The sequence below is a fragment of the Desulfatiferula olefinivorans genome (assembly GCF_054657895.1).
This window is the reverse complement of record NZ_BAAHXV010000017.1, coordinates 1-16,474: the sequence shown is the minus strand read 5'-3', so window position 1 is coordinate 16,474 and position 16,474 is coordinate 1. Positions and strand designations below refer to the sequence as shown.

At 57.3% G+C, this 16,474-nt stretch carries 13 protein-coding genes; 1 reads left to right on the top strand and 12 read right to left on the bottom strand.

The genetic code is table 11. The features are described from left to right. The first annotated feature begins 118 nt into the window (after window positions 1–118). The gene (locus tag ACYQ11_RS12880; protein WP_459924204.1) at window positions 119–391 is read left to right on the top strand and encodes an HU family DNA-binding protein; all 273 of its coding nucleotides are present in this window, start codon (window positions 119–121) and stop codon (window positions 389–391) included. A gap of 70 nt (window positions 392–461) precedes the next feature. Here ACYQ11_RS12880 and ACYQ11_RS12875 read toward each other — a convergent pair whose 3' ends face one another. The 12 genes from ACYQ11_RS12875 to mfd all read right to left on the bottom strand — a co-directional run bounded on the left by ACYQ11_RS12875 (window position 462) and on the right by mfd (window position 15,721). Continuing rightward, window positions 462–2,294, bottom strand: a complete 1,833-nt coding sequence (locus ACYQ11_RS12875; protein WP_459924203.1) for a BRCT domain-containing protein — start codon at window positions 2,292–2,294, stop codon at window positions 462–464. Continuing rightward, entirely contained in the window at window positions 2,287–3,036 is a 750-nt protein-coding gene (locus ACYQ11_RS12870; protein WP_459924202.1) for a nucleoside phosphorylase, read from the bottom strand. Before ACYQ11_RS12870 ends, ACYQ11_RS12875 begins: the two co-directional genes overlap by 8 nt. Then, window positions 3,037–3,297: a hypothetical protein gene (locus ACYQ11_RS12865; protein ID WP_459924201.1), complete on the bottom strand. Its 261-nt coding sequence runs from the start codon at window positions 3,295–3,297 to the stop codon at window positions 3,037–3,039. A gap of 71 nt (window positions 3,298–3,368) precedes the next feature. Continuing rightward, on the bottom strand, window positions 3,369–5,444 hold the full coding sequence (gene glyS, locus ACYQ11_RS12860; RefSeq protein ID WP_459924200.1) for a glycine--tRNA ligase subunit beta: 2,076 nt from the start codon (window positions 5,442–5,444) through the stop codon (window positions 3,369–3,371). Window positions 5,445–5,474: 30 nt separating this feature from the next. Then, window positions 5,475–6,347 (bottom strand): glycine--tRNA ligase subunit alpha, encoded by an 873-nt coding sequence (gene glyQ / locus ACYQ11_RS12855; RefSeq protein ID WP_459924199.1) that lies wholly within the window; start codon window positions 6,345–6,347, stop codon window positions 5,475–5,477. A 122-nt stretch (window positions 6,348–6,469) separates the two neighbouring features. Next, window positions 6,470–7,534: a GHMP family kinase ATP-binding protein gene (locus ACYQ11_RS12850; protein ID WP_459924198.1), complete on the bottom strand. Its 1,065-nt coding sequence runs from the start codon at window positions 7,532–7,534 to the stop codon at window positions 6,470–6,472. After that, a complete protein-coding gene (gene recO, locus ACYQ11_RS12845; RefSeq protein ID WP_459924197.1) occupies window positions 7,531–8,319 on the bottom strand; it encodes a DNA repair protein RecO in 789 nt (262 codons plus the stop codon). The genes ACYQ11_RS12850 and recO overlap by 4 nt, the downstream gene beginning before the upstream one ends. A gap of 59 nt (window positions 8,320–8,378) precedes the next feature. Next, the gene (mgtE, locus tag ACYQ11_RS12840) at window positions 8,379–9,740 is read right to left on the bottom strand and encodes a magnesium transporter (protein ID WP_459924196.1); all 1,362 of its coding nucleotides are present in this window, start codon (window positions 9,738–9,740) and stop codon (window positions 8,379–8,381) included. Window positions 9,741–9,922: 182 nt separating this feature from the next. Next, complete coding sequence (locus ACYQ11_RS12835) at window positions 9,923–10,681, bottom strand: helix-turn-helix domain-containing protein (protein ID WP_459924195.1); 759 nt, start codon at window positions 10,679–10,681, stop codon at window positions 9,923–9,925. Window positions 10,682–10,703: 22 nt separating this feature from the next. Next, window positions 10,704–11,384, bottom strand: coding sequence for a SurA N-terminal domain-containing protein (locus ACYQ11_RS12830; protein WP_459924194.1), 681 nt, complete (start codon window positions 11,382–11,384; stop codon window positions 10,704–10,706). 64 nt (window positions 11,385–11,448) lie between these two features. Further along, window positions 11,449–12,144 (bottom strand): SurA N-terminal domain-containing protein, encoded by a 696-nt coding sequence (locus ACYQ11_RS12825; protein ID WP_459924193.1) that lies wholly within the window; start codon window positions 12,142–12,144, stop codon window positions 11,449–11,451. Between the two features lie 76 nt (window positions 12,145–12,220). Further along, entirely contained in the window at window positions 12,221–15,721 is a 3,501-nt protein-coding gene (mfd, locus tag ACYQ11_RS12820; RefSeq protein WP_459924192.1) for a transcription-repair coupling factor, read from the bottom strand. Window positions 15,722–16,474: the final 753 nt, after the last annotated feature.

Genomic DNA, 16,474 nt, shown 5'->3' with positions numbered 1-16,474 from the left:
AGGCCCTAACGGCTTGTGTTCACACATTTATATTGACATGAAAACGGCAATGCTGTTAGAGATAAAGCATCTTCAAGACCAACATAACCGAATAACCGAATAACAAAGGGGGACTTTCATGACCAAAGCCGAACTGGTTGAACAAATGTCAAAAGACGCCGGTATCACCAAGTTGAGCGCCGCCAAGGCTCTGGACTCGTTTATGGAATCGGTGGTCAAATCGCTCAAGAAAAAAGACGGAAAAGTCACCCTGGTGGGTTTCGGAACCTTCACCAAGGTCAAACGGAAGGCCCGGACCGGCCGCAATCCCCAGACCGGTGAATCCATGAAAATCAAAGCCTGCAACGTGGTCAAATTCAAACCCGGAAAAAAACTCAAAGACGGAATCTGATCCCCCGCTTCCCCGGTTCACCCTCAGCGCTCCCGTGCGCACCGCGCGGGAGCGTTTTTTATCCGCTCTCTCAGGCAGATCCGATCAGATCGTAAAACTCATTTTCGGTCAGAATCCGGGTTCCGGCTTGACCGGCCTTTTCCATTTTTTTGGCGCCCACGTTTTCCCCGCAGACCAGCACATCGGTTTTGCCGCTGACGGCCGTCTGAACCTGGGCGCCCAGTCGCCGCGCCAGATCCTGCATCTCTTCCCGGGTGCCCCGTGTCATTTTTCCGGTAAACACAATCCCTTTACCGGAAAGGGGGCTGTCTGCGACGGAGGCCTCAGAGGCCAGGGGCGTCCTCATCAGGTTGAACCCCAGATCCATCATGTGGGCCATGGTCTCTTTGACCTGGGCCAGCCCTTCGGTAATGGACACGCTGGTGATATCCCCAAAGCCGTGGATGGCCCTCACGGCCTCGGCGTCCATGGACAGCAGATCCTCTAAGGTGGCATGGGCCAGAAGCTTCCGGCTGTCTCCTTTACCCAGGGCCGGAACACCGAAAGCTGAAAGAAAACGCCAGTCCTCCACGGCCTTGGTCCGACTGATCCCAAGGGCGTCCACAAGATTCCGCGACTGCACCGGGCCAAAGCCCAGGGAAAGAAAATCCTCTTCGGTCATCGCATAGATTTTTTCCAGCCGGTCGTAGCCCTGATCGACCAGTTTTTTCACCGTTTTGATACCGAACCAGTCGGCGTTTCCCAGACTCTTGAACCAGTGCACGATTTTCTGTTCGATCTGGGCCGGACAGGCCGGATTGGGGCATCTTAAAAAATCGTTCTGCCGTATCAGCGCTGTGTCGCAGACCGGACAGGTCTCGGGAACCGTCAGGCTCTCCGACGGGCGGATCACCTTCTCCAGCTTGGGAATCACCTCCCCGCTGCGGATGATTTCGATGTCGGCGCCCGGTCCGATTTTGTGCTTTAGGACCATGCCCGCGTTGTGGGCCGTCACGCGGCGGATGGTGGCTCCGGACAGTTTGACCGGAACGACTTCCATCACCGGGGTGACGTTGCCGGTGCGTCCCACCTGCCAGACAACGGCTTCCACCCGGGTTTCGGCGGTTTCACCCCGGGTTTTGACGGCGATCTGCCAGCGATAGTGATGGTTGGTTGCCCCCATGTGATTCCGAATCGCCTCACCCAGCACCTCGGCCACCAGCCCGTCAACGGGATAATCGATCTCGTCCAAGAGCTCCCGGGTGATCGCCTCGATGCGGTCAACCAGTTCCGCACCGTCGCCGGTCCACCGGGGCAGTTCTCCGTAAGGGACGAAGTGGACCGCCCCCTCGTCCAGAGCCTGCCGGGCATAGGCGTTCAATGTATCCGACGACACGATGCCCACCACCATGTTCCGGGGATGTTCGAAGCGATCGGCCAGACGGGTGTCAAAATAGGACTTGACCATGACGATTTCACCGAGCCCGCGGCCGCGGCCTCCGACGGGAATCACGCCCTTGGTAAAGGCGCTGCTGATTTCATAGCCGACCTGACCGTTGCCCCGGGAGGCGAAAACCGTGCCGTCGTCCCGTCCGGCCAGTCCGTCGAGCTTGGGCATGGCCGCAAAACGCGGTTCGCCGGCCCCGATCTCGGCGGCGGCTTTGCGGACCCGGCCGACAAACCTCTCCAGATCATCGGCACTGTAAGCTTTTTCCGTGGACAGCATGGGCATGGGGTGCCGGACTTCGGCCTTGCCCTCGAAGGATTCGGGCTCCACCGTATCGAGAAAGGGGTGGGAGGGATCGAGCATGCGAAGCTGTTCGACCAGACCGTCGTACTCCCTGTCGCTGATCAGGGGCTTGCCCTTGCGGTAAGCCTCGCTGTAGGTGATCAACGCCTTGACAAGGGCATCGAGCTTATCCATCAACGGCCATCCTTTCAATCTGTGTTGCAAGCGTGTCCGTCACCGACGTGCGGCTCTGTTTGAATCGCGAATCGCCGAACCCCGGTTTCCAGTCGTAGGTCCAGACCTCGTCGGAAACGACCAGCACCGAGGCCAGGGCAACGGACCGGAACGCCGACACCGTGAACAAAGCCGACAGCTCCATGTCGACACCCAACGCCCCCCGATTCCGGTAGTGATCGATTTTGTCCGGGGTTTCCCGGTAGATGGCGTCGGTGGTCCACACCGGGCCGCGGATGATCGGCAGGTTTTGACCGTCAAACGCCGCATCGATCCGCTGCTGAAACGATCCGTCGGGCCGGACGCAGAAAGACGGATCAGTCAGGCCGTAATGGCGGGACGTGCCCTCGTCGGAAAAGGCGGAGGTGGGCATCAGGATATCCCCGATGCGGGCCTCGGGACTCACCGACCCGCACCAGCCCATAAACACAAGGCGGTCAATGCCCTGGCCGATCAGGTTTTCAAGAAGCATCACCGCGTGGGGCGCCCCCATCACCGGACCGACCAGAGAGAAGCCCCGCCCGTCTTGAACCCGTGTGAACCGCCGGGCGTTAAAAAAAGGCCGGCTTTCCCCGGCGTCACACCCCAGGGTTCGAGCCAGCCGATCCAGATCCGGCCGGGTGGCCGAAAGCACGGCCACCGTCCCGAAGGCCCCGTTTTTTTTCCCGGCCACGGGACGTATGACGGCGCAGTCGTTCTTCATTTAGGCCATGGGATCAAGGTTCTTTTCCAGCTCATCCTTGATTTCGTCGATGTGGTCATACAGCCAGGCCACATCCTCGATGGACAGACGTCCCGCCTTGGCCGGAGCCCGTTCGGTGCCGTCTTTCTTGAGCAAAATCCTCGGACCGATCTGCAATTTGGGCTCACCCCCCGCATAGGAATGAATGGCCATGACCAGACCGGTTTCCTCACATTTCCAGCTTTTAAGCACCTTGTCCTTCTCAGGATCAAACCCTGCCATATGTCCTCCTTGAATCGTCGTCTTGGTTCAGATTATCAGCATCCATGTCACTCTCACACGCCGGATCACCGTCAGGTGGATATCTTGGAAAAATCGGCAATATCGGCAAACAGCCCGGCAATATCGGACAGCAGGGCCAGACGGTTGTTCCGAAGGGCCATGTCCTCGGCCATGACCATCACGTCGTCGAAAAAGGTGTCCACCGGCGCCCGCAGGGTGGCGATTTCCCCCAGGGCCCGGTCATAATCGCCCTGGGCCAAAAGGGGCGCGACGGTGTTCCTGACCCGTCCCACGGCCTCGCTCAGGGTTGTTTCGCACGGATCGGCGAACAGGGCGGGGTCCACCGCCGCCGGACCGATACATTCGGTTTTCCGGATGATGTTGACCACCCGCTTGAAGGCCACGGCCAACGGTTCGAAGCCGTCCTTTTGCTTGAGGGTCTCCAGGGCCCGGACCCGGCGCTTGACATGGGGAATCACGTCAACAGACACACTGGTCACGGCGGCGGTCACATCCTTGGAAAAGCCTTCCTCCACCAGCAGGTGCTCCATCCGGCTCCGGATGAATCCGGTCACGTCGGCGATGACGGCACGGATGTCCTCGTCGCTGCGCTCGCCGTAGAGGGAAAGGCTCCGTTTGATCAGACCGTTCAGGGAGAAGCAGAAATCCTTGTCGATCATGATCTGGATCAGTCCGATGGTCTGGCGGCGAAGGGCGTAAGGGTCCGACGCTCCTGTGGGAATGAGGCCCGCTGAAAAACAGCCGCAGAGGGTATCCATTTTATCGGCCAGGGCCACCAGGGAGCCGGCCAGGGTATCAGGCAGGCGTGCACCGGAGGCCACGGGGCGGTAATGTTCTTCGATGGCCCGGGCGGTCTGGTCGCCCAGGCCTTCCCTTCCTGCGTAAATCCGTCCCATCAGACCCTGGAGCTTGGTGAATTCCACCACCACCTGGCTGACCAGATCCGACTTGCAGTAACGGGCCGCCCTGACGGCCTGATCCGTGACATCGCCCGCACCGGCCTGATCGGCCAGATAGGCGGTCAGGGCCTCGACGCGCAGGGTCTTGTCATACATGGATCCCAGCTTGGCCTGGAACAGGACGCCCTTGAGTTTTGACAGGCGCTGTTCGGAGGTTTCCCGAAGATCCCCGTGGTAGAAAAACCGGGCATCGGCCAGGCGGGCCCGAAGCACTTTTTCGTGGCCGCGGACCACCACGGCCATATCCTTGGTCCGGGTGTTGTTGACCACCACGAAATGGGGCATCAGTTTTCCCGCCTCATCGATCACGGCAAAATATTTCTGGTGTTCGCGCATGGCGGTGATCAGTACCTCGTCGGGCAGTTCCAGAAGGTCCTCATCGAAGCTGCCCACCACCACCACGGGATATTCAATCAGGTTGGCCACGATGGTCACCAGTTCCGGATCATCGAGGATCCGGCCGCCCACCGATGCGGCGGCCTTTTCGATCTCCTCACGCACCATCGCCCTCCGGGTCTCGATGTCCGCGATGACCGAGGCCTGTGCGAGACGTTCCTTATAATCCGCGGCGCAATCGATGGTGATCCGGTCCGGGCACATGAACCGATGGCCCCGGGTGGTCGTCCCGCTGGGGATATCGCCCACGGTGAAACGGACGGTCTCCGTTCCGAGAAGGGCCAGCACCGACTGGATGGGGCGGGCGAAATGGATGTCCAGATCGGCCCAGCGCATGGTTTTGGGAAAGGGGGTTTTCAAGACGGCCTCGGGCAGAAGACGGGCCAGGACATCGTTTGTATCCAGGGTGTCTTCGGTTTTCATGCCGAACAGGTAGCGCCCCTTGTCCGTGTCCTTGACCGTAATCTGATCGACGGAAATGCCGAGTTTTTCAGCAAATTTCTGTGCGGGTACGGTGAACCGGCCGTCGGCGTCTACCCCCACCTTTTCCGGTGGCCCCATCACCTCGGTGGTCAGCGCGGCCTGGCGTTCAGCCAGACCCTCGATGTGAATCGCAAGGCGGCGCGGCGTGCCGTAAGTTTTGACGATGCCGTGGCTGATGCGGGCCTCAGCAAGGCGGGCCGTCAGGTCCGAGGCCAGGGCGGCAAGGGCCGGTTCGATGTATCCGGCCGGAATCTCTTCCGAACCGATTTCAAGCAGTAGATCGTTCATGGTGTCCTCATGGGTTGAATCGTATGGGAATCAGCGCTGTTTGAGCATGGGAAAGCCCAGGGCCTCCCGCTGGTCGATGTAGGCCTGGGAACAGAGCCGGGCCAGGGTCCGGATGCGTCCGATGTACCCGGTGCGCTCGGTCACGCTGATGGCCCCCCGGGCATCGAGCAGATTGAACAGATGCGAACATTTGATACAGCATTCGTAGGCCGGAATCACCAGTTTCTCAGCGACAATGCGTTTGGCCTCGGCCTCGTATCGCCCAAACAGGTCCAGCAGCATGGCCACATCGGCCTTTTCGAAATTGTAGGTGGACTGCTCGACCTCGTTCTGGTGAAAGATGTCCCGGTAGGTAACGGTGTCGTTCCATTTCAGGTCGAACACATTGTCCACCTCCTGCATGTACATGCAGATCCGCTCCAGTCCGTAGGTGATCTCCACGGAAACCGGTTTCACGTCGATGCTGCCGGCCATCTGAAAATAGGTGAACTGGGTGACCTCCATGCCGTCCAGCCAGACCTCCCAGCCCAGACCCGAAGCACCCAGGGTGGGAGATTCCCAGTCGTCTTCCACAAAACGGATGTCGTGATCCAGAGGATCGATGCCCAGCACCTTGAGGCTCTCAAGATAAAGGTCCTGCACATTGGACGGAGAGGGCTTCAGGATCACCTGAAACTGGTAGTAGTGCTGGAGACGCATGGGGTTGTCGCCGTAGCGCCCGTCGGTGGGACGCCGGCAGGGCTGGACGTAGGCCACGTTCCAGGGTTCGGGCCCCAAAGATTTCAACAGGGTGGTGGGATGAAAGGTACCCGCCCCCACCTCCAGGTCCAGAGGCTGGCTGAGTACACAGCCCCGCTTGGCCCAGTATGTCTGCAATGCCAGTATAACATCTTGAAAATTCATGATTTTATCCTCAAATCAAGCCTTTGTAAGCACGTATCGTTCAACAGGGACCGTGATCCTGTCCCAACGCCTGCCCATCCATTTTCAAAAAAAATGGAAATTACATCAAATCAAAGCTTTAGTCAATCAAAAGCCGGGGATTCCACACGCAACCCCTGGGCGGCGATGACGGTCGACAAAAAATCCGCATGGGGACGGCTCCGGAGCACCGGGCCCCAGTTATTCTTCACGGTCGCGATGGCGGCAGGCTCACCCAGGGCCCAGACACAGCCGCCGCCGCCCGCGCCGGTAAAACGGACACCGCAGCCCGCCGCACGGGCCAGTTCGGCCAGACGTCGGCCCGTCTCATCGAACACGTCCGGCGTCAGACCCACACGCAGGTCGGTTTCCCGGTTCATCCATTCTGCGGCACGCAGGTAGTCGCCGGCCGCCAGGGCATCGGCAAAGCCGTTGCAGCAGTCGAGAATCTCAAACCAGACCGTCCGGTCTTTCCCGGCCATGAAATGGCTGACCCACTTCCCGTTGATATTCACCGATTCATGGGGATCACCGCCGTAGGCCGCCAGTACGGCACCTTCCAGAGACGGGTAGGACGCCGGGGAAAGAAGGGGTCGCCGCTCCCAGGGGCTGCCGGTCACATCACCGGTAAACCGCCAGGCATTGACCCCGCCGTAAGCCGCGGCCAGCTGATCCTGCATGCCGCAGGGCACACGAAGCACACTGCTCTCGACGGCATAGGCCAGAAGCACGATGGCGTCAAGGGGCAGCGGCCCGTTCTCCGGAATGTCCCCCCGGGCAATCATCAGGGCGGCGATCAGGGCCACAGCGGCCACGGACGAGCCCCCCAGGGCGCTGCGCGGCGGGGATGAGGAACGAATATCGATATGCACCCCGTCGGCATGGAAGTAATCACAGATACTGAGCATCAGTCCCAAAGGATGGCTGTAAGGCGCCTGGCCGCAGTCGAATTCCACGCTATCGAAGCCCCGCGACGAGACGGCTACCTTACCCGGAGTCCAGGGAGACAGGCTGACCTGCGTCCGCATGTCAAGGGCGATGTTGACGGTGGTGGGATCACGGTGTCGCAACGGGAAAAAAAAGGTGCTGATATCGAGGGTCCCCCCCATGTCCAGACGACAGGGGGCGGACACACTCACCGGACGGGTATCGAGGTATTGCCTGATCATCGCGTGTGGTCTCTCAGTTTGTTCAGAAATTTCAGACTGGAAAGGTCCTTGTCCAGATGGAAGGCCAGAAAGGTTTCCAGAAACGACAGCCCTTCGGACAGGGCCTGCCTTGAAAAACGGACCACCCTGGCCTTTTCCGGCTCGCTTTGCTGAAACCAGAGCAGCTGTTTGAGGGTCCCCTTGGACAGCACGACCCGCAAGGCGCCGTCGTTGGCGCATCGGTCGCAGATCAGCCCTCCCTGACGGATATCGAATCGCCATCGCTGCAGGCCGGACCGGTCCAGATCCATTCGGCAGGCCAGGCAGTGGGACAGTTCCGGGGTGTGTCCGGTCAGCGCCAGGAATTTCAGATGAAAAAAGATGCTCCACTCCTCCGGCGGTCGCATCCCGGCATCGAGACCGCCCAGACTGAGAACCATCAGGCTGAACAGGCCGTCCTGGCGGACCTTCTCTTCCATGAAACGGATAACCGCTTCGGCCCAGTAGCCGGCATAGGCCAGACGCATGACGTCGGACCGGATGGCCTCGAACGGGTTCTCCACCGACGCTTCCACGGCATAGGCCGTGCGGTTGTTTTCCCGGATGACCACGTCGAGCAGATAAAAAAGCTCCAGAACGCCGGAAAACCGCTTGACGCTCTTCCGGGCGTTTTTGGCCATGACGCTGATCTTGCCCCGCTCACGGGTCAGAAGGGTCAGCATCATATCGTGGTCCCCGACCTCCACTTTCCGGAGAACAATGGCCGGCGTCCGGTAGAGCAGGCCGTCCTCACGATGTGATGTCATGGCTGCCTGCCGTTTTCCCGCAATGCATCATCGAACCTTCTCCGCCGCAGCACAGCCCATCAGCCCAGAAGGGTTGTGGCGATGCTCAGGTAAAAAAAGACGCTGACCACGTCGATGGCCGTGGTGATGAAGGGTCCCGAAGCCACGGCCGGATCGATGTGAAGCTTGCGGAACACCATGGGCACCACCGACCCCATCAGGGCGGCGATGGACATGGAACAGAGCACGGCCAGCCCCACGACCAGGGCCAGAAGGCCTGCGGTCAGTTCGTGATTGTATTTGAAATGGGCCACCCCGCCCAGAAACAGGCCGTAAATCACCCCCAGGATCACGCCGATGGCCTGCTGCTTGAGCACCACCTTCCAGAAATCGCGGACATCGATCCGGCCGGTGGCCAGACCGCGGACCACGATGGTCGAGGACTGGGCTCCCACGTTACCGCCCATGCCGGTGATAACCGGGATGAAAGCAGCCAGATACGCGAACTTCAAAAGCCCCCCTTCGAAATGGCTGATGACGAGGGACGCGAGGATGCCCCCCAGGCAACTGGCGAACAGCCAGGGCAAGCGGATGCGGGTACTCTTGAAAATCGACTGGGTTTCGACAAAGTCATCCCCCACACCGGCCATTTTCAGGAAGTCTTCGGTGGCCTCCCGGCGGAAGATGTCGATGACGTCATCGACGGTGACAATGCCCACCAGGCGGTTCTGGTCGTCGACAACCGGAACGGCCAGGATGTCGTAGCGGGCGACCAGCTTGGCCACCTCTTCCTGGTCCATGTCCGTGCGCACGGAAAAAATATCGGTGGTCATGAAGTTTTTCAGCGGCGTGTTGGGCTTGACCACCACCAGCTGACGCAGCGAAACCACCCCCAGCAGACGGTTGAACTCATCGACCACGTACAGGTAAAAAGGCATTTCAACATCATGGTACTCTTTCTGGAGGGATTCGATGGCCTCCTTGGCGGTCACGATCTCCCGCAGGGCGATGAAATCCGGCACCATGATCCCGCCTGCGGTGTCGTCTTCATAACGCAGCAGCCCTTCGACCTCTTCGGACTCCTCGATATCCATTTTTTCCAGGATGGCGGCGGCCCGTTCCTGGGGCAGCTTGCCGATCAGGTCGGCCACGTCGTCGGCGGGCATGTAATTGAACAGCTCGACACACTCATCGATGCTCAGGTGTTCAATGAAATCCAGAAAGGTGTATTCTTCAAGCTCACTGATCAGAATCGATTTCTTTTCGATATCATCGATCAGATCGAAGAGTTTGCGCTGGTTTTCGACGGGGAGAGAGCGGAAGACCAGCGAAAGGTCGGCCGCGTGGGATTTGTTGACGATTTTTTTTAAATGGGAAACGGCTTCCCGGCGAAGAAGTCGCTTGATGGTTTCACTGAGAATCTTGTTTGAATCGTTTGTCATGGCATTCACCTGTTGCTTTCATCGTTAAGCGTCACGAAAACAAGAGGCTGCTTCAAAACATCCGGATCAAACCTATCAGAACGCTTTGGAACCTCCTCTTTGTTTACGAATTTTCATGGATAAACGGTACGGCGGCATGATGCCGATCCGAGGGTCTGGGTCCATACGGTTTCGTTCTTTCCTCAGGGTAATTGAATGGTTGCTGTCTGACCGCATTTCCCAGGTACGGTCACAGGTGTATTGTTCAAAAACAAGGTCACCCCGCAGGTGTTGTCAATCAGGATCGTGTACCCCTGATCGGCGTTGAGCTCGACGTGATCCTCGGGTTTGAGACGATATTCCTCGGGGGCGCCCCCGTCGGTGATGATCTTGAGGGTGGTGTCCTCCACGCAGACCACTTCAAGATGCAGACCCGCTGCCGGCGGGACCGTCGCTTCACCCGGTGCACGCTCCGTCGTGCGGGCGGGCTCCGATGTCCGGGTCTCATCGGCTGTCGTTACCACCCTCGACCCGGCATCCGGCGGCTCCGTCTTCCGAACGGCGGCGACCACCATGATCAGCACCGACAGGATCAAAATGATCGCCACGGCCGCAATCATTTTCACCGGTGCATTCGACGGGAGCGACGTTTTATCCCGGGCCGGAACAGCCCCCTGGGCCTCGTTTACGCCGCGCGCCGCCCTGTATCGTTCCAGCACATCGAAGGGATCCACCTCCACCGCTTCCGCATAGGCCTTGAGAAACCCTTTAAGAAAAACGTCCTCGGGGAGCTTTTCCCGATTTTCCGCTTCAATCTGCTGAATCACAAACTTGGAAATCCGCGTGTGGTCCATGATGTCTTCGATGCTGAGCCCTTTGTCAAGTCTTGCTTTTTTCAGATAGGCTCCGAATGACATTTCGGACAAACCGGCTCCGGTCGTCGGCTCCGGCTGATGATCCATGTTCTCCATAACCTTACCTGTCTTACTGTATGATCTTGATTTGAGATTGTTCCCTCAGGGCCGAAATCCACCGACTGAATTTTTCATCCGCCTGCTTCTGAAAAAGCGTGTCCATGATCAGCGACGACACCTCGTCCAGGGGCTTGTCCCCGAACTCGTCTTTGTTGGCGTTGTAATAATCCTCGATGTCTTCCCGGGTGATGACGATTTTCGAATTGATCTCATATTGAATCAGCTTGTTCCGGAGCAGCAGATTCCTGATCTCCTTCCGGTACTGAGCGATGGAAACCCCTTCCGTTTCAAGCATCTTGCGAAGGTCTTCTTCCGTAAACCCGTTGCGTTCCTTGATCCGTTCGATATAAAGGCTGATCTCCTCCTCACTGACCTCGATCTTTGACCGCCGCATCTCCTGCTCGGTCAGCTGCTGGTCGATCAGCTGCTGGATCAGATTGTTGCGAAGCTTGTACCGGATTTCGATCTCCTGCTCGAGCGAATAGTTTCTTTCCCGAATCTTTTTTTCAAAGGGTTTAAACGCCTCGGTGAGCATGGTATAGGTGATCAATTCATCATTGACAATGGCCACGATGCGATCCACCACCTCCCTGTCCACCGAATAGGACAGGGTCGGACACACCGTGAAAAACACGAAAAACACGGCCATGATCAGAGACGGACGGCCCGCCCGACAGTTTGTTTTTCCCACGTCACACCTTCCTTGCATTGTATGCACAGCGCCCCGCCCGTTCACCGGCAGGGCGGCGATACCGTCATAAATCAAGTATCTTTTCCCATATTTTCTGATTAACTTCAATCGAATAATCAGACTTCTTTCGATCGATCCAGGCCTGATAGGCGGCCTGTTTCTTTTCGAGCTTCATACGCTTGAGGATGCGGTCATAGACCTCGGCCTCGTCCTGACCGTGATCGAATTCCTCCTCGATCACGGCGGCGTTTTCCTCATAATACCGGGTCATATCTTCGGGGCTGACGGAAATCCCCCCGTCGAGTTCGGCCTCGAGAACCTTTTCCATAAGCATCCGCTGCCTGAGCCGGGTCTCCCACAGACGCTCGGTCATGGCGTTTTCAATGAACATTTCCTCGAAAACGCCTTCGGGATAATCCTTTTTGATGGCCTCGACTTCGGCCTTGAATTCGGTATCACTGACCGTAATCTGTTTCTCCTCGGCGGATTTCATGATCACCAGCTCCTCGATCAGCTGGGACAAAAGCCGGGTCTTGATGGTCTTGAACGCCTCGTTTTTTACAATCAGCGCATGGGGGTAGGCCGTCTTGGTCACTTCCAGAGCCTTCAGATAGTCGTTGACCGTGATCACCGTCCGACCGGAAGAAATCAGCGGCTGATATTCAAAAAGCCCTTCCCGTTCACGACAGGCGGTGATGATAACAAGCATCAGAAGCAGCGCCTGAAGCAAGCGCGGCCGGGCCATGTTTTTTTCTTTCACGTTTTTCGTCCTTTCACGGTCATGGGGAGGGAACGACGCGGCTTTGAACGCGAAGACAACCTGAAAATCAAGCCCATCAGCCGTTAACATGTTGAGCGATTTCTTTCAAGATCTTTTTCGAATGGGCCACCAGCCCATGAATCCTGCCCTTGGGCAGCCTGACTTTCAGCACGCCGTCCCGGCTCAGCTCATAGAGTTCCGGCTCCGCCGCGATCATATCGATCACCCCGTGGGGGGTTTTCTGATGAACGGCGGAAAACGCGACAATCAACTGGCTGCCGCTGATGTCCATCCGCTTGATGCCCGCCTTGACCGCCATAATCTTGAGCATGATTTTAAGCAGTACGTTCTGGGCCTCTTCGGGCATGTCCCCATATCGGTCGATCAGCTCTTCCTTGATATCGGCGACATCCTTCAACTCAGTGAATCCGGCAAGCCTCCGATAGACGCTAAGACGCTGATCAATGGCAGGGATGTAATCCTCGGGCAGAAATGCCGAAAGCCCCACGTTGATTTCCGGCTCCAGGGCCTCGACCGCCGGTTCGCCTTTGATATCTGAGATGGCGTTCTCCATCAGCTGGAGAAACATTTCATAACCCACCGCAGCGATATGTCCGGACTGGGAGGCGCCAAGGGCCGCCCCGCCGCCGCGGATCTGAAGATCACTCATGGCGATCTGGAACCCCGCCCCCAGGTCACTGTGCTCCATAAGCACCCGCATGCGTTTGCGAGCATCCCGGGAGACGGCGCTCTCCTCGGGGATAAACAGATAGGCGAAGGCCTGTTCGTCACTGCGCCCGATCCGTCCCCTGAGCTGATACAGCTGGGAAAGCCCGAAACGATCCGCCCGGTTGATGAACATGGTGTTGGCGGCCGGAATGTCCAGGCCGGACTCGATAATCGTCGTGCAGACCAGCATGTCCACCTCGCGATTGACGAAATGCATCATGACCCTTTCAAGGTCCGTCTCTTTCATCTGACCGTGGGCAATGGCCGTTCGGACCTCCGGAACCAGGGTTTTCAGATGCTGATCGAGTTTCTCGATGGTCTTAATATTGTTGTGCACAAAAAAAATCTGGCCCTTGCGCGCCAGCTCTTTGCGGATCGCCTCGGTGACGATCATATCGTCAAATTCGGCCACATAGGTGATAATGGCCTGACGTTGTTCGGGCGGCGTTGAAATCACGCTGATGTCCCGCATGCCCGTCAGGGACAGGTGCAGGGTCCGTGGGATGGGCGTGGCCGTCAGGGTCAGCACGTCCACCGAGTTTCTGATTTTTTTCAGCTTTTCCTTGTGTTTGACACCAAATCGCTGTTCCTCATCAATGACCACCAGTCCCAGATCCCGGAACCTTATATCCTCGGACAGCAGGCGATGGGTTCCGACAATCACATCGACCTTGCCCTGGGCCAGATCTTCAACGATGTCCTTCTGCCGGGTCCGGGTCTTGAACCGGCTCAGGCTTTCAACCCGGACGGGATATTGGGCGAAACGATCGGAAAAGGATTTTAAATGCTGTTCGGCCAGCACCGTGGTTGGAACCAGTACCGCCACCTGCTTGCCGTCATGCACGGCCTTGAAGGCGGCACGAAGAGCCACCTCCGTTTTGCCGTAGCCCACATCGCCGCAAACCAGACGGTCCATGGGCGTATCGGCCTCCATGTCGGCGAGAACATCATCGATGGCCGCAATCTGACCGGGCGTTTCCTCGTATTCGAAACCGGTTTCAAAATCCTTGTAATACGTGTCTGCCTCCGCGAACGCGTGCCCCTTGACCACCTTGCGCTCGGCATAAAGCTTCAGGAGATCCCCGGCCATTTTCTCGACATCTTTTCGGGCCTTGTCCTTGACCCTGTCCCAGGTCTTCCCTCCCATTTTGTCCAAAATGGGCTGATACCCTTCCACGCCGATGTATTTCTGGATAACCCCCATGCGTTCGACCGGCAGGTAAAGCTTGTCGTCGTCCCGGTAGGCAATGTGGAGAAAATCATTGGTCAGACCATTGAGGCTTATTTTTTCAAGACCGACATAACGGCCAATCCCGTGATCGGCATGAACGACGATATCCCCTTCCTTCAATTCGCTGAATGTAAACAGTTCCTTGCCGCCCTGACGGGATGAGACACTGCGTGCGATACGTCGCTTCAAACCGAAAATTTCATCTTCGGTAATCAGGGCCAGACCCTGATCCGGCCAGACAAACCCCGTGGAGACACGGCCGATGCAGATAAACACCTGGCCGGGATGCCTGGCCCAGTCCGGGGCAGGATCATACATATCGGGAGAAAGACCATAGGGGGAAAGAAGCTGCTTGAGCCGACCGGCCTGGGAGCGGGTACTGCACACGATCAAAACGCTTTGCCCCCGCTGTTTTTTGTCTCTGATCCATTCGACCAGAGGGAGCAGGAAGTGCTCCTGGCCGTGACGGTGCCGAAGTTCGGCCGCAACCGTTGTATTCTGCTCAATCGAGCAGAAAAAACGGTCCGGCCTTCCCTTCTGAAAGGAGGCCTCACAAAGTGAGAGTGTCCGGCAGGCGGCCAGACGCTCAGCGACATTCTCACCGGTCAGGTACAGGTCGTCCGGATGGACGCACAATTTCTTTTCACTTCTTGCTTTCTCGTAATTTTCAAGGGCCTTGTCGCGAAACTCCTCGATTTGATGTCTGATTTCATCCGGATCACTCAGCACGTAAACGGCCTGAGACGGCACATAGTCGAAAAAGGTGTCCAGATGTGAATAAACAAGGGGCAGAAGGTTTTCGACCTCCGAGGCGCCCGTGTCCCCTTTGATTCTCTCGACGATATGCCTGATCTTCGACACCGGCACACCGGAAACGGCGCTTTGTTTGCGAACCCGATTGAGAATGTCGTCGATGCGCGAAGGCTCGAGAATCGCCTCCTTGGCCGGAACGATCAGGGCCTCGGCCAGCGGATCGGTTTTGCGCTGGGTGGCAACTGAAAAAAAACGCAGCGACTCGACCAGATCCCCGAACAGTTCAACCCGGACGGGATGGGCGTACATGGGAGAAAAGAAATCGAGAATTCCACCGCGAATGGAAAAATCACCGGGTTCTTCAACCAGCGTGGTGCGCGTGTAACCGCCTGCAATGAATTTGGACACCAATGCGTCCAGATCGAGTTCCTCGTTGACCATGATAATATCGGTGAAGTCGGCCAGCTCTTTCCTCGGCATCATGCGCTGGATCAGGGTTTCAGGCGTGGTGATCAGAAACGGTATGGACTGTCCCATACTCAGAAGACTGAGCACCCGTATACGCTGTGAAACGGTATCGGAATGATACGACAGGGATTTGAAGGGAAGGAGGTTGTATGAAGGGAAATACTCCCAGGCGATGCGTCCCGTCTGATCAAAAAAAGCCAGATCGTGGGCCATGTGTTCAACATGCTTGCGGGTGGGAACCACAACCACAAAAAGTCGGTTGGCGGCCCGTTGAACGCGGTTGACAACAAGACCTGACGCAGAGCCGCAGAGCCCCTCAACCGTCAGAGAGGAAGGGAGGCCGTCTAAACGCTCGTTGACAACCTGGATCATGGGAAGTGTTTGTGTTTCATTCATACCCTGTGTCCCGAATCACATCGGTGCAAGACCCGACGCCCGGCCCCGTACCCGATCAAATCCGCATATCATAAAGGATTTGGCCGAGTTTATCAAAACATATTCCAACGAAGCGAAGGAGAATCATCGTATTTGACATGACAATCCTGCAGAACCGTCATGCCGGACCCATGGGCAAATGCATCCGGACGGCCGGGCGTCTAAGACGCCCGCCGCTTTATTCCCGGAGTCAGCTTCATTCAGTTTATTGAGGATATGAATCGTATGGAAAGGTATTAGGCTTGTCTAAAGTTCTGAACGGTTCTTCATCCGGGAATAAAGCGCCAGGCGCCTTGTGACGATCGGGCAACAGGGCCGATGAACACACAAAGCATCCCAACAAGCGGTACCGGACGGTTGAATTGATCTTGAATGACAAAGGCCGTCGGCACGTCGAATCACCGAGGCTGGTCTGACAGGATAGGGTTGAAACCGATTGGATAAATACCGGGGCCATGCCGCTCCTGAAACAAGAAAAATAACAAACACAACGGGTGTAAGACAAATGCATGCCCTAAACCACATCCATACCGCCTCGCCATGACGTGCAGATATGCAAAACCATGGCTGCGCAACCGTTTGGTATCCTTCTCGTTTCAAAACAAGACGTTTGAAGGTCAGGCGAAAATCCGTCCCCCCCTTACCTCGGACAGATCCGTGATGCGCCGTGACGCCGTCTTGATGTGACGTTTATATGTTCAAACAGAAAAAAAA